The sequence below is a fragment of the Shewanella maritima genome (assembly GCF_043643735.1).
In the GTDB taxonomy this organism is placed as follows: Bacteria; Pseudomonadota; Gammaproteobacteria; order Enterobacterales; family Shewanellaceae; genus Shewanella; species Shewanella maritima_A.
The window spans coordinates 23,704-39,545 of sequence record NZ_JBHZSM010000017.1 but is presented as its reverse complement, the minus strand read 5'-3'; the positions used below and the strand labels follow the sequence as shown (position 1 = coordinate 39,545).

The following is a 15,842-nucleotide window of genomic DNA, read 5'->3' as shown; positions in this document are numbered from 1 at the left end:
GAGCTAACAGGCAAGACGGGTAATGTTTCCACCGAAAATGTCTATGCGGTCATACTATTTTAAGGTTGGGACATTAAGATATAGTCATAACAATTCAAACATGAATTTTTAATATCTGCCAAACCCTATGGCTAAAAGGAAACAACATGTCTGTCAGTCGTCAAAAGAAGGTATATTTACCTACCACTACCCGTAAAAACCAATATATCACCGTCGGTTTTCCTTTGACCGACGAGTTTTTAGCGCAATACTCTAGTTTAGAGGACTGTTATCAAGCATTTGCTAAGTTAGTATTTCAATTAGCAGAAAAGCATGAGCTATATAATGTTCATGTAGTTACTACTGATAAATTACCCGTGGTGCGTTATCACGCTGAAGCTTACTGCTTCTCAACTGAAGAACAGCTACGCTTTTTCTACAACCCAGCCCACCATGAAGCTCAGCGAGTTCACGCAAAAGCTGACTATCGAGCCAAAAAGCTGAAAGTAGTTTTTCTAGCCACAGGTAATGAATTACGTAGCCAATCTGCTAGCTTCCACAAGAAAGTAAAAGACTTTACTCAAGCACTGATCCCGCAATTACCTGTAGAAATTGTTGCCCCTAAAATCCGTGACCACCAACATTTATCCTATGACTTTTTTGCTAAAAACAAAGGCAATAAAGAAACCTACGGATACAAACTTGGTAAGCTAGATAGTCGCTATGAACGCCGCGATTGCCAGCTACCAGAGGATGTAAGCAGCCTCAATTATGCCCTTGTATCACTGCCAATTAGCCGCAGTATAAAAGAGCAAATTTTTAAGCCTGGTGAAATCGACCATAGTGACAGCTACCAATCACTTTGCGATAAGTTTATTCAGGCAGCCAAATCAAAACAGCTTAATAAATTAGCCGTGTTCACTAATGGCAAAGTCCCTCTGGTTCGCAATAGCAAATATGAGCAACTGCAAGACACTAATGAGTTTCAGATGGTGGGGTTTGATCCAAACGACACTGAAGTGGAACCGATTTGCCAATGGCAAGGTGACGAAGTAGCCGAGGTTTTACGCTTTGTCATCGTCGCGGGCAAAGAAAATGTTGTTGACCAAGGTTATGGTCGCTTCATGAATCAAGTGGAAGAGACACTCCGCAAGTTCGTCGGTGACTTTGAACTTGATAAACAAAATATGGACTTAATTGTGCGTTTCCACCAACACCTAAGTTATAAGTGTTAAGCCCCCCGTCGCTTACACAAGATTGCGAGTAACCTACTCGCAAACCACTTTAAAACGGCAATTTATTTGCCGTTTTTTTATATACACACGGCCAGCGCTGATACATTGGTTAATCAATTGTGGCCACTTTTCACATATTCAACGACACTTTTCCAAGGCATGTTGTTACATAAGTGTAAAAAACACTTCGTCTCACGAGCCGAAATCATCTACATACTCTCGGCTCAATACATAATAAAAAGCAGGAGATGTTATGTTCAGCAAGAAATTACCTTGGCTCATGCCTACTCTAGTTGCAACTGCAGTGAGTTTGGGGCTCACAGCTTGTGGCTCAGATGATGAAACCACGACCATTGATACCCCTGATGTCGTACAACCACCCGCAGAAACAGGGCCAACTTTCCCCGATGGCGCCATAATGGTTGAAGCCGGTGACAACCTGACTCAAAATATCCAAGAAGCATTAATCAATGCGCAATCTGGTGATGTGATTGTCCTACCTAAAGGTAATTTTAAAATCCAATCCACATTGCTTTTTGATGGGGACGTGGACGGTGATGGTACCTTTGCGAAAAACATAACCATCATGGGTTACGGTCAAGATGAAACTGTTTTAGATTTTTCAGAAGCCAATTCTGGCGACGGTATTTTTGTACAAAACGCCGTCAACATTATCATTCAAGATTTATCGGTTAATGAAGCAAAAAATAACGGTATTAAGCTGAAAAATACCAACGGTATAATTTTGCGCCGACTTGCCACAATTTGGGATGGCGAGCTTGACCAAGACAATGGAGCCTACGGATTATACCCTGTTGAATGTCAAAATATCCTCATTGAAGATACTTATGTACGCGGTAGTGCAGATGCCGGGATTTATGTTGGTCAATCTGAGTACATTGTTGTTCGCCGCAATATCGCTAAAGAAAATGTGGCAGGTATTGAAATTGAAAACTCAAAATATGCCGACGTTTATGACAACGAAGCCATGGGTAACACCGGTGGTATTTTGATTTTTGACTTACCTATTAACAACCAGCGTTATGGTTCAAGTGTTCGTGTATTTAATAACAAAGTCTATGACAACAACACGTTAAACTTTGCCAATGCATCTTCAAACCCAGCAGGTGTGCACATTGTACCGCCAGGCACTGGTATCATTGTGCTATCGACTGATAATGTCGAGATTTTCAACAATGAAGTGACTAACCACGATACAGTCGGTTTAACCGTATCAAGCTTCTTCATTGCCGAGCCGGATATCGCTACATTCGTCGGCAATTATGGGCAGCCGGGGCAAGCTATCGCTGACGGCTGGCGCCCAACACCACGCAATATTTTCATTCACGATAATAAGTTTGAAAACTATGGTGCAGAACCAAAAGGTTATCTGATTACAGATATCATCAAAGCATACTTGTTCACTCACGGGCACCTACCGGGGATTTTGTACGACGGTTTAGGTGAAATGTTATCTAACAATGGCACCGCAGCATACCTTGGACTACAAGAGTTGCCCTTTGCTGAAGATGGCAGTGACAATGTTTGTGCACAAAACAATGGTGGCGTTAGCTTAGGTCGTTTATTTGCAAACTCGAATACAGACATGAGCATTCCTGATACCTTGTATGAAGCCGAGCAAAAAGACTTGATGAACTGTTCTCAAGTAAGTTTGCCAGTACATACTGTGACCTTTGGCGATGAAATATTTGGCTGTGGTGTAGATGATGACACTGCCGGCTGTGACGGCGGTATTCTCGTCGGTGGTGGTGGCACCATTGGCGAAGGTGAAGGCGGTTTAGAAGGTGATGGCGATCTTAGCCTTTGTGAAGCGACCGGTAACGCCGTTAATTGGCAAGCGCTTGAAAAAGCCAATTGCCCTAACTTGTCTGATTACAACCTCTTTGCCGACATGAAAAACCCAACTGACTCACCCAATTCTGGTGGCTTACCTTACGATCTCAATACGCCATTATTTACCGATCACGCGTCTAAATACCGCTTTGTGTTTGTACCTGGCGGAGAAAAGGCTAGCTTCAGTGCAAATGAGGCTTTTGACTTCCCAACGGGTACGGTCATAACGAAAACATTTGCATTGCCTGCTAACACAAACAATCGCGGTATAGGCAATGAGGACTTAATCGAAACCCGATTGCTAATCAAACGTCCTACAGGCTGGAGTGCCCTGCCTTATGTTTGGACGTCTGATAAGGCTGATGCTGTCTTAGCGAAAGCGGGCGCAATTCAAGGAAAATCGGTTGTCCACAAGGGCGAAACATTAGACTTTGATTATGTTGTGCCTAGTATGAATCAGTGTAAACAATGTCACCAGTTTAAGGCTGACGCTGATAGTAACGCCGTGTTTATGCCACTTGGGCCTAAAGCACGTCACCTAAATCGTGATTACCCTTATGCCGATGGCTCGATGAATCAACTGAGTAAATGGCAAGATGCAGGTATTTTAGAAGGTGTACCTTCATTGGATATGGTAGATAAAGTGCCACAATTCCAGGACGGTGATGAAACAGGCATTACGACGATGTCTGACACTGAGCTAATGAACACAGCCAAAGGCTATTTGGACATTAACTGTGCCCATTGTCATCGCCCTGAAGGTAACGCTTCAAATACCGGGTTAAAACTTGAATACTTCAGAAGCTATGACGAAGATGCAGGTTTCTCTCACGGTACCTGTAAGTCACCTGTTGCCTATGGTGGCGGTAGCTTAGGGTTTGATATCGTGCCAGGTAATCCTGAAGAGTCAATTATGCATTTCAGAATGGAAACCAATAACCCTGGGGACAGAATGCCTGAAATTGGCCGTAGTCTGTCACATGATGAAGGCGTTGCATTAATTCATGAATGGATTAAACGTTTACCAGCGGCAGCTTGTTCATCATAAATGATATTTGTGGTTACTAGATAAGGCAACAGTCTGCTGGCTAGCCATAAATTCACAGGTTAAGCCGGAGTTCGCTCCGGCTTTTTTATCTTCATTAAAAGGGGGATTGATGATGAAAAGCATGTTATTTACAGCCGCAATATTGTTCGTAGTTGTAGGTTGTGGTGGCGCAAGTGATTCAACGCCTGTGCAGGAAAATCAATCAGATACCCCCGTCTCTCCACCAACAACACCCACCTCGGTATGTGACAACAATCAAGTGCAAGTCAATTGGACGGCACTGATGCAACAAGATTGTCCCAATTTATCTGATTATGGGCTTTTTATTGACCCAACTAAGCCAACCGAATCACCACAAACACCAGGAATAAGCTATCAGTTGAGCACTGAGCTGTTCTCAAACTATGCGAGTAAGTATCGTTTCGTGTTTTTACCTGATAACAGCCAGATAACATTTAATCCAACCGAGGTTTTTGCTCTCCCTGTGGGCACTGTGCTGGTAAAGACCTTCGCACTCCCGAACGACACCCAATTAAATGGCCCTGATAACGAGCGTAACATTGAAACTCGATTGCTGATCCACCGTGAAACAGGTTGGGAAGCCCTCGTCTACCAGTGGGACGAGCAAGAACAAACGGCTTCATTGAACATTACTGGCAGTGCGATTAACCACACACTTATCAGCCAAGGGCAATCATTGAACTTTGATTACCAAATTCCTAGCAAAGTTGAGTGCAAGGTGTGTCACCAGTCTGTTACTGCAACAACCAATCGCATTATTCCTATAGGTCTAAAAGCACACTTATTAAATACGCCGATCCTGACACAAACATCGAGTATTAATCAGTTAACTCACTGGCAGCAACAAGGTTGGCTGGCAGGCCTACCAGCGATTGCCCAAGTGGCACAATCTTTTGCCATTGACGACGAAACACAAACATTGACTGCCAGAGCAAAGGGCTATTTAGATGTAAATTGCGCTCATTGTCACAGTGAAGAAGGTTTTGCCAGTTTATCTGGGTTAAGGCTTGGTTTTGATGTCGACCACACCACGTTTGAATATGGCATATGTAAGCAGCCACCTGGTTGGGATGGTGGGCCTGATGGCTTAGCTTACGACATCGTACCCGGCAATGGTGAACGCTCGATAGTACATAATCGGCAAATACTTTCTTCCGCTAAAGACAGAATGCCGCCAATAGGGAGAGAAATTATTCATTATGAAGGCGTAGAGTTAGTGAAACGTTGGATTGATAGTTTGCCACCTAGCTTGGGGCTCTGCCAATAGCTATTTGAGAAAAACTAAGCAGTCCTTATTAAGCGCGGTTGTATAAATCGACGCTACAATTGCGTCAATATTAGTGGTTAATCGTTACGGTTAAGTCGTAAAAAATGCCCAGGAGGGTAACCAACCCAATGCTTAAAGCTTTGACGGAAGTTACTTGGATCGCTGTAGCCTAGCTGCTCAGCAATGGCTTCTATGGACAATTGGTTCTGCAATATTAAGCCTATTGCATGTTGGCAGCGTACCTGATCAACCAACTTTTGGTAACTCGTGCCAGAAGCCGCAAGCTTTCGCCGTAAGGTTCTATCGCTCATATGCTGCTTTGATGCCATGGCTGATAATGTTGGCACTTTAGGAAAGTATTGCCGTATATCACTTAGTAGCTTCTCAATCAAAGATGCAACAGGCGGTGCGAGCACCATATCTGCTTGATCAAATTGGTAGCTTAACGGTAAGTCTAAGGAATCAAGTGAAATAGCCCATTCAAAATATTCGCAATCATAGGTTATGGCTGCACCGGTAAACTCAGCAAGAAATGGGTTTGTCGTTTCTGGCAGTGCAATATGAATATAATCTACAGATACAGACTGAGCTGTCAGCTGCCTTGCTAATGAAACAAGTGAACAAATGCTGTGCTGGAACTGAAAACCATACTTTTCAATACTGGATTTGCCCGTATTTAACCAGCGGATCCACAACATATCATTTTCAACACGGACGATGCTATCAGTAAAACTGCCAACCAACTCAGGGTGTTTAATCACAAACTGCAAGCATTGGTTGAGATCGGAAAACTGTTGTAAATGCGGCTGCAGCACATCTAGCTGTTTAACTTGGTAACTTGCACCAAGTTTCGCACCAATATCAGGATCTGCGCTATTTAGCCTTAAAGCTTCAAGCGCAAACTCCACTTGCCATACATAAACAAATTGCACAGACTCCAACTCAGTTAATCCGATACCAATTTGCTGACACAATTGATCAACAAGTGTTTGCCCTAAATGTTGTTCAATAAAGCCCAGCAAGTTACGCAACTCAAATGCAGGGTAACACTGATCCCCTACCATCAAATTTTGTCGATAACCTGCTTGGGACTGCATTGGCAGCTTCTCTCCTAATTAGACTGAAGCGTTTCTATCGGCTAATCGATTGATAACAGCATTCACTGATAGCGAGGCGCCATGTGCAATTTTGTCTGCCAACTTTTTCTTAGTTTGGTATTTCACTTTCAACACTTGGTGAGTTTTTGTGAAGTTAAGAATAAGGTCATCACTGGTTGAAATTTCATCCACTAGCCCAAGCTCAACGGCTTGTTGACCATACCAATGCTCACCCGTTGCCACTTTTGCCAGATCCATATCAGGGCGATATTGACCCACAAACTGTTTAAATAGCACGTGGGTTTCTTCCAGTTCTTGTTGAAACTTTTCTCTGCCCTGCTCGGTATTTTCACCAAACACGGTTAAAGTGCGTTTAAAATCGCCAGCGGTGTGCTGTTCATAATCAATATCGTGCTTTTTTAATAAGCGATTAAAGTTGGGTAATTGAGCAACAACCCCAATCGAGCCTACGATGGCGAATGGTGCGGAGTACACTTTATTCGCTACACAAGCCATCATGTAACCACCTGACGCCGCCACTTTATCAATAGCCACACTCAGAGGGATACCCGCTTGACGTATTCTGTCTAACTGACTTGAAGCTAATCCATATCCATGCACCATACCACCGCCACTTTCGACATTAACTAATACCTGATCATCTTCATCAGCTACGGTTAAGATCGCCGTCACTTCCTCACGCAATGCACTGACTTCATGGGCATCGATACTGCCTTTAAAGTCAATTACAAACAATTTTTTCGGTTGTTTATCTGCATGCTCAGCTTGCTTTTCTTTCGCCTTCAGCTCTTTTTCATAAGCCTTAAATTGCTTTTTAGACAGTAGCTCTTGCTTTAAATCGTGGTCGAGCTGTTTCAACTCTTCAGACACATCAGTCAGTTTCAACTCGCCTTTATCGGCCTTTTGCTTCATTCCAGAAGCCATAATAAAAATAACCACTGCGAGAATTGCCACAACAATGGTAACTGCCTTGGCTAAAAACATGCCGTATTCAGATAAAAATTCCAATACTTACTCCATATAAAAAACAAAATTGCGACCAATATTATCAGCAATAGCATGCCACATAAATATCAGCTGAGGGGAATATTTAGAAACAAAATGCAACAAAAAACCCAGCAATGCTGGGCTTTTTATCAATTGATTTTGGATATTACCTATTCACCACAGCTTTGTAGCACTCGGGTATCTTCAGCCACAATTGTTGCATTACCTAAACCTGCCGTTTGCGCAAAGCGAGCAACTTGAGTTTGCATCTCAACCGTTGCTGCAGCGGCTAAGCCAGTACCATCGGTGACACCGTCAACTTCACTTGGGCTGACTAAGCTACTGTGATGGCCTTTAGTGAAACGTACCACACCTGAACCAGCTGAGAAGCCATCAACACATTTATAGCCTAATGCACTGATAAGTGGCTCTGTACCTGAAAGCGGGAAGCCTGCTACTGCGTTTGGTAAAACCTGATCAGGTAGGTTGTTTTCATCACCCACCACTTCAATCAGATGAACTGGTAGCTCGGTTGCAGCCAATGCAGCAGCATGGTTAATCGGGTCAGCTGAATCAACGGCAGTCTGAACAGCTAATGCAAATGAAGGAATAAATCCAGCATACACAGCCTGTACTAATGCATCATATTCAGGTGTTCCAGGCTCATAACCAGCTTCGTTCGCTTCATCAACTAACGCTTGGAAAGTATCTGATGCTGTAACGGCTGCAAACAACTCAGGTGCAAATGTTGCTGAACCAGCAAATGCTCCTGCTAATCCACCTGCTGGTGCCACTAACGAAGCGGCGTTAATGCCATAAGCATTTGGTAACTCATCGCCTGTGGCTGGGTCAAATAATCCCGTACTTGCATAAGTAGATACTGTGGAGCCAACAATACCACCAAGGCTCAAGCCCTGGGTGCTGACTTTATTCATGTCAAATAATGCAGGCATACCGGCCTGCTTCATTTGCGAATAAAGGCCTGTGACAAGTAAACGTAAACCGAGGTGGTCTAAGGTAGCTTGGCGGAAGTTATCACGCACAGTCAATGTACTTGCAATGTTGACAAACACTAACGGATTACCAAATGCGAACTCATCAGGCTTACCAATGCTCGCTCCAAACTCAGGCGCGGTTGCCGACATATCATAAATACCATCGCCATTGGCGTCATATGAACGCTCGCCATGAAGCGGCATATCGATTGCAATAGTTGCAACACCTGCGGCAGCATACATACCCGCATATGCCAATGACATTTCTTTACCGCCACCTAAACCATGCATAGCAATCGTTGCTGGCCAGCCATCTGTAGGCGCTTCAAAGTTAAGACCTTGAGCAGTATTGAATGCTTCCACTTTAGCGAGGTTTGGTACTGACATCAGCACATTCACTTCTTCCCAGTGACTCACCCCCACTACAGGGTTGAATTTTGTAAGATGTTTAGTGCTATCTGCTGGGTTGCCATCATCCAATGTCCACGTGTGACCAACCAGTAATGCAGGGTTGGCTAACGCCGCTTGTGGGTCAACACCATTATCTTCAGCTTGGGTAGCGAAAATTGCTTGCGATAACGTCCCTGCTTGCAATGCTGATAATACAGAAATTGGACTATCACCTCTGGCCATCCAGCGACCATTTGGTGCACTTGGCGCGCCATCAATAATCGGTATTTCGCACTGTGTTGATGAGCAGTCACCATAAATAGGTAAATTAATTTTAGCCGTATAAACATCGGCTAAATCAGACACTACATAAGCAAGGCCATCTTCAGGGCTTAATCCCGCAGCTTGTGCAACCGTGACAACACCACCGAATCCATTGGGCATCGGCATTGGTGGTTGAGTAAATGACGGGGTATAACGCGGATCCGCTGCCATAAGTAATTTTGACGTTTCATAAACATCGGCAACAGATTGAGTAGTAAATAAGCCAGAATAAGAGATGGTTTCAGCATCAACACCATGTGCGCCTGCAATACCTTTCTCGTAGCTATTTACTAAAGCCTGTAGAAATAACTGGTCATCAGTTTCAAGCGGATGAGTGGTAATATCAAGCTTCAGTAAGCCGTATGTTGTTGAAGGTGAAATCGCACGACCTAATGAGTCTTCGATTAGATTCGTCGTAGCATAAATATAAGATTGATTAGGCTTAAGCGGCTTTAACGGCACAATAACAATACTGCTGCCTGACGCTTGAGAAATGAAATCAACACCAAACTGGAGTTCTTCACCCACTTTACACGCTGACACACTTGGCGCTGAAGTACATTCAGGGTCGCTCGATAGTGCTCCACCAACAGTGGCTTCAAACATGCGAACGGCACCAGGTTGAGCAACTGAAGCTGCATTGATACTAAGCATTGTGCCGTTCTCTTCAGCCAAGGCAACATTAATCGCGATCGGAGATGTGGTCGACCAACCATCCAATGCACCCAAAGCAAGTGTTGGGTCAACGTAATCAATACCATCTTCACCTGGAATAGCTAGGGTACCGTCAGTAGTGCCATTAAATAATAAATCGTTTGGTAGTGGGACTTCGCTGTTAGCTGGATCAAATACCATCATTGAAGCTGGTACCAGAGGCTCTACATTATTCTTAGCTTCGTTGTAGCTATCTTCAGAACAGGCTGTGAGCCCGAGAGCAGATGTAATCGCAACACCCAAAAAGAGTCTTTTCATCTTTTTTCCCCAAATCTTGTTGTAATTGTTTTGTTTCCCCAAAAAATTAGTCACAATAGTGCAAAGCAAACATATGACTAAAAGGACATATTTTTGTCCTTACCTGACCTCAAGTTAACGCAAAATTAGCGACTTAGCTACAAGTTTGTTACATGCTGCAAGCTGTTTCTATCAATTTTGTCAGTCATTTGTTTAAAACAGGTGTTTACCTCTTCTGTAAAGAACGATATTACGGGCGTTTTAGCCTAAAGGAACGATTTAATAATGTTGGAATTTCAAGCTGTAAAAGATTTTCTTAATAACAAAACTATCTTAGTAACGGGTGCAGGTGACGGCATTGGTAGAGCAGCTGCCTTAGAGTACGCGAAGTACGGAGCAACTGTTATCTTACTTGGACGCACCGTGAAAAAGCTTGAAGCCGTGTATGATCAAATTGTTGAATCTGGTGCCCCCATGCCGGCCATCATTCCTTTAGATTTAAAAGGTGCAACCGAGCAAAACTATATTGATATGGCTGAAACCATTGAGCAGCAGTTCGGCCATTTAGACGGTGTGCTCCACAACGCCTCATTACTCGGTGCATTAGGACCATTTGAACATTTAGATGTGTCTTCAATGGAAGACATTATGAAAATCAATGTCACGGCACCGGCTATGATGACTAAAGCCCTTTTACCAGTGTTAAGAAAAGCACCTAGCGCTTCGATAATATTCACGTCTAGTGGTGTTGGCCGCAAAGGCCGTGCTTACTGGGGGCCTTATGCCATTTCCAAATTTGCAACAGAAGGCATGATGGAGGTGCTTGCTGATGAGTGTGATGGCACTTCAGTGATCGTAAACACTATCAACCCTGGTGCAACACGTACTGAAATGCGTGCTAAAGCATACCCAGCAGAAGATCCGATGAGCTTGAAAACAGCACAAGAAATCATGCCGACCTACCTTTATCTGATGAGTGATGATGCCAAATCAGTTAATGGTCAAAAGCTATCTGCTCAATAGCTTTTAGCTAACTGTTGTTACTTACTGGTTATCGCTGAACCGTTAATAAAAACGGAAGCCTAGGCTTCCGTTTTTTGATGTTGCACAAATAATCTAGAACCGAGTGCTAATTATTCATGCTAACAACTCTTACCAGAAGCTTTAGCTAAAAAGTCATGTAGGCGGCATTTTGGCTAATGAGTTTGTCACCAATACCCTTCACTTGCTTGAGTTGCTCAGCATTAGCTATCTTGCCATGCTTCTGACGAAACTCCACAATAGCCATCGCTTTCGATTCACCAACACCTTTGAGCTGCTGCAACTCTGCGATACTGGCCTTGTTAATATTAACCGTTAGCTTTTTAGGTGATACTTGTTTCGTTGCTGAGGGTTTGTGAGTACTACTTTGCGCCTTATCCATGGCTGAAACACAAACTGGTGATGTAATTAATAGGCCAACAAAAGTGGCCCCCAATAATTTTGAGAGTGGCATATATTGCTCCTTGTCTCCATGTAGTAACTAGCAGGCGATCCTTCTTCCATTGCTAGTCAGCGGTTCTGAATATCAGAACAAAATAAATGTAGACCATGAATACAAGTATGTACAAAAATCAGACAGCTAATATTTTGATGACTCACCTTTCGTCGATTGATGGTGTAACTCTTCTTGTTTCACATTCCCCATCACTTGGCGACTAAACTGCTTTAACTCACCCAGCAATTGCTGATAAATCTTTCGAAGTTTAGGTCGGTTGTCATCATTAAAAGCAATTGGACGGCACAATCGCATCGCCTGATAACCTAATCTTGCCGTTAATAACCCGCCACCTAAGCCTTGAGCAACCCTAGTCGATAACTTACCTGTCATTTCCATCGACATCATTTGCGTACCTAAGTCTGCCATCACCTCTGTACTGCCTGCGTAAATGATATTCACCACAATGCTGCGAATTAACTTTATCCGACTCCAATAACCCAGCTCGATCCCATATATATTGGCAATATCAGTGATCATTTTTTGATTGCGCCACAAAATAATCGCCATGTCTAACATCGCTAGTGGGCTCGCGGCTAGGAGAACGGCTGATTCAGCAGCAAATCGGCTCACAACTTGTTTGGCTGCTTGGTCTTGGTCAATCAAGACTGTTTGCTCAAAAATCACTAATTTTTCTGCATCGTTATGTTCTTGGCTGACAGCATTAAAGTAACGCGTAATGGACTGCTTATTCACATTGCGCTGGCATAATGTTGCAATAAACTTATCTGCTTCACCGGTTTGCATGCTTTGCTGTAAACGTGAGGCCACTTGTTGATTATCAGTCACTTTCCGTAATGACTTAAGTTTACGATATTCATTAAACCCAGCACGACATCCCCATATCATGACGACAGTCAGTACGACTGAATAAAAGCCAAATAGCCATGGGCTTGCATTGAATGCTTCAAGTAGTGCAATCGTTGTTTGCACACCCACTAACATTAACAATAAAGCTAATACTAATCTGGTGAGCTTAGAGGGGGCTTTAGCTGCACTATTTAAATCTACTGACTCACTGTGCTGCAATAAAGACTCAAGCTGCTGCTCGCTCATTTGCGATTCTTCAATGAACTGAGCCTCAGTGAAGTGCTCAGCTGATTTAAAGTCAGCATTAGACTGAGCATCATTGTCACTCGTGTTCATGTCTTCAGAATAATACTGAGCTTTTTTAAAGGTTGGCTGTTCACTCATAGAAACCTCAATGCTTTACTTAAGCTTATCGCCCAGTAAGAACTCTAATAAATGATCGAGCCTAATATGCTCAAAATGCGGTATTTGTCCGTGGTCAACTGCTGAAGTTGCAGGCCTGAAGTTGGAAAAATTGAAACCATCTCGACGCCAATAGTCATCATTTGGAATACGGCTAGGCACCTCACCTGGGAACAAGGTTTTTAACTGATTGTCCATTGCATACCCTTTGACCACTTCTTGTTGTCCATCTGGCGTTTGTACCATGCCATGGGTCGTTGCCTTAATGGCACTGATCGTCATCGCTTCCACTTCGCAGCCTTCAAAGCTGGCATAGTGATGGCTATTTTGTAGCATAGCATTGAGCAGTTTGAGTAAATTAGCTTGTTGATCACGTGTCACGCGATCCACCTGACTAGCGGCAAATAATACTTTATCAATCCGAGGGGAAAACAAACGCCTCAATAAACTCGACTGTCCAAACTGAAAGCTTTCCAAAATATTGTTCAATGCGACGGTCATATCATTATATTGCGCTTTACCGTTAGACAATGCCGTCAAGCAATCCACCAGCACAACTTGCCGGTCAAATTTGGCAAAGTAATTGCGATAAAACGGTTTCACAACTTGAGAAACATACTCCTGATAGCGTTGTTGCAACACTTGATAGGTAGACTCTGAGGTAGCCTGCTGAAATTGTACGTGCTGTGCCTCTGTCACTGGCAATAACGGGAAGAATGTCAGTAGTGGTGTATCTTTGTACTCACCAGGCAACAACATTCGCCCAGGTTGAGCATGATAAAATCCTTGTTCACGAACACTATCAATCAACATTTTTTGATAAAGCTGCGCGACTTGTTTCAATTGCTGTTCATCGGCATGTTGCTGCAGTTGTAACTCACTCACTGCTTGCAAAAATGCATCATATAACGCTGTGCCTGCAAGGTGTTTCAACTGCTTTTGTTGCAGCGTGCACCATTGCTGAAAACTCATTTTCAGCATCGGTAAATCAAGCAACCATTCACCAGGGTAATCAACAATATCGACATATAAAGTCGCGGTATCCGTTAATTTGGCTAATACCCCCTGCTGTGGGCGATACTTAATTGCTAAGCGTAATTCAGTGATATTTTGAGTCGATGCTGGCCAACGTGGCGGCTCAGCATGGATGGCTTCTATAGCGCCATCATAATCAAAGCTTGCGATGTCTAAATCAGGTTGCATGCTCCGCTTAATGCCTAATAAACGCTGCTCCCTAGCCACTTGCCATAAAGGTAAATTGCCCTGTTGGTGCACACCGCTGTTAATCATTTGATTGACTAATCCAGTGATAAAAGCGGTTTTACCCGCGCCAGACAGGCCTGTAACGGCGAGACGCACATGTCGGTCGCTGCCACGATGGATTAAAGATTGAGTTTTAGCTGAAAGCTTTTGCAAGGAACGATCTAACAAGCTCATTATCGCGTCGGCTCCTTAAATAACGATGGGCGGTTAGACCGCCCATTAGAAGTGTTAAAGATTATTGATTTGTCGTTTAAGGTCAAAGTTATCAGAAGTGACATGCCTTTCTAACCTTTGTAAACGTATTTCCAGTTGCCTAAAATTACGATTAACATCAAACAAGGCTTTCTTTGCTGGCTCTCCTGCTTGCCAAACTTTCTTCTTAACTTCGATATCCTTAGGATTCTTGTCGACAGTATCTTCAGGTTTTGAATCCAGAATCATCCATAATGCGATATAAATGATAAATACAAAGCCTGAACCACCGAGTAAGAAAATAGATACTGCTAATACTCTGACTAACCATGTTTCAAAGTTAAAGTAATCAGCGATACCTGCACAAACCCCGGCTATCTTACCTTTACTGGGTATACGGTAAAGGGTTCGACGATCAGCTGTGCTCATGTTTTGCCCTCCACTCCGGTGACTCCGAGTCTAAAATTGCTTCTAATGTTTCAATGCGCTGACCCATTTTATCGGCTTGCTCAATCAGCTCATTCAGTTGCGTAAATTCTTCCTCAGTGAGACCCTGGCTCACTTGTCGCTTACTGCGATAATGAAGAATCAACCAAATTGGCGCCACAATTACTAAAAATATGATAATTGGGGCAATAAGAAGATCCATATCCATAACTCACCTCGAAAAAATTAAGCTTTAGTTTTAGTTTGTGCTTTTGACTTTGATTTTACTTTGGCTTTAAGCGCCGCAAGTTCATCATTGACTGAATCTTCAGCTTCTAATGCTGCAAATTCATCAGCTAAGGTATTTTTCTTACCTATATCGTATGACTCAACTTGTGCTTCTAAGCCTTCTACGCGACGCTCATACTGCTCGAATTTCAACATGGCATCATCAATTTTGCTTGAATCAAGCTGCTTCTTTACTTCTAAACGCGAAGTGGCAGTTTGATTACGCATAATGATGGTCTTTTGACGAGCACGAGCATCATTTAACTTCTCTTGCAGTTGAGCAACTTCGTCTTTTAAGCGAACAATATGCTCTTCAACAACTTGTAGTTCCATTTCAAGTGTTTCTAACAAGGCTGTGGTTTTTTGCTTTTCAAGTAAAGCGGCTTTTGCTAAGTCTTCACGATCTTTCGATAATGCTAGCTCAGCTTTATCCTGCCAATCTTGAACTTGCTCTTGTACTTTACTAATACGACGCAGCAGTTCTTTTTTCTCTGCTAATACTTTGGCTGACGTTGAACGTACTTCAACCAATGTATCTTCCATTTCTTGAATAATAAGGCGAACCATTTTTTCTGGATCTTCTGCCTTATCAAGAATTGCACTAATATTTGAATTAACAATATCTGCAAAGCGACTGAAAATTCCCATAATATGTTCCTCAGTGTGTAGTTGGTTTCAAAATTATTAATTCACAACTCGTGCCAACTTTTATATACTCACTATTATCAACAAGTTACCTTAAATATCAAGTTTTT

Annotated in this window: 13 protein-coding genes; 4 read left to right on the top strand and 9 right to left on the bottom strand. The window is 42.9% G+C overall.

Features of this window, described 5'->3' with window-relative positions; genetic code table 11:
- Window positions 1-146 precede the first annotated feature (146 nt).
- From ACHUGF_RS15805 to ACHUGF_RS15795, 3 genes are all read left to right on the top strand, one after another.
- Entirely contained in the window at window positions 147-1,214 is a 1,068-nt protein-coding gene (locus ACHUGF_RS15805) for a DUF3083 family protein (RefSeq protein WP_394132645.1), read from the top strand.
- A gap of 253 nt (window positions 1,215-1,467) precedes the next feature.
- Window positions 1,468-4,116 carry a parallel beta-helix domain-containing protein gene (locus ACHUGF_RS15800; RefSeq protein ID WP_394132643.1) on the top strand — a complete coding sequence of 883 codons (2,649 nt, stop codon included), beginning with the start codon at window positions 1,468-1,470 and terminating at the stop codon, window positions 4,114-4,116.
- A 112-nt stretch (window positions 4,117-4,228) separates the two neighbouring features.
- Window positions 4,229-5,404, top strand: a complete 1,176-nt coding sequence (locus tag ACHUGF_RS15795; protein ID WP_394132699.1) for an SO2930 family diheme c-type cytochrome — start codon at window positions 4,229-4,231, stop codon at window positions 5,402-5,404.
- Between the two features lie 77 nt (window positions 5,405-5,481).
- On the opposite strand, the gene ACHUGF_RS15790 is transcribed toward ACHUGF_RS15795, so the two are convergent.
- From ACHUGF_RS15790 to ACHUGF_RS15780, 3 genes are all read right to left on the bottom strand, one after another.
- Window positions 5,482-6,501: a helix-turn-helix domain-containing protein gene (locus ACHUGF_RS15790; RefSeq protein WP_394132642.1), complete on the bottom strand. Its 1,020-nt coding sequence runs from the start codon at window positions 6,499-6,501 to the stop codon at window positions 5,482-5,484.
- An 18-nt stretch (window positions 6,502-6,519) separates the two neighbouring features.
- On the bottom strand, window positions 6,520-7,530 hold the full coding sequence (sohB, locus tag ACHUGF_RS15785; RefSeq protein ID WP_394132640.1) for a protease SohB: 1,011 nt from the start codon (window positions 7,528-7,530) through the stop codon (window positions 6,520-6,522).
- Window positions 7,531-7,679: 149 nt separating this feature from the next.
- Window positions 7,680-10,190, bottom strand: coding sequence for a VolA/Pla-1 family phospholipase (locus tag ACHUGF_RS15780; protein WP_394132639.1), 2,511 nt, complete (start codon window positions 10,188-10,190; stop codon window positions 7,680-7,682).
- A gap of 264 nt (window positions 10,191-10,454) precedes the next feature.
- Between ACHUGF_RS15780 and ACHUGF_RS15775 the strand changes: the two genes are divergently transcribed.
- Window positions 10,455-11,192 carry a YciK family oxidoreductase gene (locus ACHUGF_RS15775; RefSeq protein ID WP_394132637.1) on the top strand — a complete coding sequence of 246 codons (738 nt, stop codon included), beginning with the start codon at window positions 10,455-10,457 and terminating at the stop codon, window positions 11,190-11,192.
- A 145-nt stretch (window positions 11,193-11,337) separates the two neighbouring features.
- On the opposite strand, the gene ACHUGF_RS15770 is transcribed toward ACHUGF_RS15775, so the two are convergent.
- The 6 genes from ACHUGF_RS15770 to pspA form a co-directional block, all read right to left on the bottom strand.
- The gene (locus ACHUGF_RS15770) at window positions 11,338-11,664 is read right to left on the bottom strand and encodes a ComEA family DNA-binding protein (protein WP_394132635.1); all 327 of its coding nucleotides are present in this window, start codon (window positions 11,662-11,664) and stop codon (window positions 11,338-11,340) included.
- 126 nt (window positions 11,665-11,790) lie between these two features.
- Window positions 11,791-12,900, bottom strand: coding sequence for a YcjF family protein (locus ACHUGF_RS15765; protein WP_394132634.1), 1,110 nt, complete (start codon window positions 12,898-12,900; stop codon window positions 11,791-11,793).
- 15 nt (window positions 12,901-12,915) lie between these two features.
- Window positions 12,916-14,355 (bottom strand): YcjX family GTP-binding protein, encoded by a 1,440-nt coding sequence (locus tag ACHUGF_RS15760; protein ID WP_394132632.1) that lies wholly within the window; start codon window positions 14,353-14,355, stop codon window positions 12,916-12,918.
- A gap of 54 nt (window positions 14,356-14,409) precedes the next feature.
- Window positions 14,410-14,802: an envelope stress response membrane protein PspC gene (gene pspC / locus ACHUGF_RS15755; RefSeq protein WP_394132630.1), complete on the bottom strand. Its 393-nt coding sequence runs from the start codon at window positions 14,800-14,802 to the stop codon at window positions 14,410-14,412.
- Window positions 14,789-15,028 carry an envelope stress response membrane protein PspB gene (gene pspB, locus ACHUGF_RS15750; RefSeq protein ID WP_394132629.1) on the bottom strand — a complete coding sequence of 80 codons (240 nt, stop codon included), beginning with the start codon at window positions 15,026-15,028 and terminating at the stop codon, window positions 14,789-14,791. The genes pspC and pspB overlap by 14 nt, the downstream gene beginning before the upstream one ends.
- 17 nt (window positions 15,029-15,045) lie before the next feature.
- The gene (gene pspA / locus ACHUGF_RS15745; RefSeq protein WP_394132627.1) at window positions 15,046-15,735 is read right to left on the bottom strand and encodes a phage shock protein PspA; all 690 of its coding nucleotides are present in this window, start codon (window positions 15,733-15,735) and stop codon (window positions 15,046-15,048) included.
- Window positions 15,736-15,842: the final 107 nt, after the last annotated feature.

What these genes read in the sequence shown, in the direction of transcription:
- ACHUGF_RS15805 (WP_394132645.1), top strand. Translation starts at nt 147, where the DNA reads ATGTCTGTCAGTCGTCAAAAGAAGGTATATTTACCTACCACTACCCGT.
- ACHUGF_RS15800 (WP_394132643.1), top strand. Translation starts at nt 1,468, where the DNA reads ATGTTCAGCAAGAAATTACCTTGGCTCATGCCTACTCTAGTTGCAACT.
- ACHUGF_RS15795 (WP_394132699.1), top strand. Translation starts at nt 4,229, where the DNA reads ATGAAAAGCATGTTATTTACAGCCGCAATATTGTTCGTAGTTGTAGGT.
- ACHUGF_RS15790 (WP_394132642.1), bottom strand. Translation starts at nt 6,501, where the DNA reads ATGCAGTCCCAAGCAGGTTATCGACAAAATTTGATGGTAGGGGATCAG.
- ACHUGF_RS15780 (WP_394132639.1), bottom strand. Translation starts at nt 10,190, where the DNA reads ATGAAAAGACTCTTTTTGGGTGTTGCGATTACATCTGCTCTCGGGCTC.
- ACHUGF_RS15775 (WP_394132637.1), top strand. Translation starts at nt 10,455, where the DNA reads ATGTTGGAATTTCAAGCTGTAAAAGATTTTCTTAATAACAAAACTATC.
- ACHUGF_RS15770 (WP_394132635.1), bottom strand. Translation starts at nt 11,664, where the DNA reads ATGCCACTCTCAAAATTATTGGGGGCCACTTTTGTTGGCCTATTAATT.
- ACHUGF_RS15765 (WP_394132634.1), bottom strand. Translation starts at nt 12,900, where the DNA reads ATGAGTGAACAGCCAACCTTTAAAAAAGCTCAGTATTATTCTGAAGAC.
- ACHUGF_RS15760 (WP_394132632.1), bottom strand. Translation starts at nt 14,355, where the DNA reads ATGAGCTTGTTAGATCGTTCCTTGCAAAAGCTTTCAGCTAAAACTCAA.
- pspC (WP_394132630.1), bottom strand. Translation starts at nt 14,802, where the DNA reads ATGAGCACAGCTGATCGTCGAACCCTTTACCGTATACCCAGTAAAGGT.
- pspB (WP_394132629.1), bottom strand. Translation starts at nt 15,028, where the DNA reads ATGGATATGGATCTTCTTATTGCCCCAATTATCATATTTTTAGTAATT.
- pspA (WP_394132627.1), bottom strand. Translation starts at nt 15,735, where the DNA reads ATGGGAATTTTCAGTCGCTTTGCAGATATTGTTAATTCAAATATTAGT.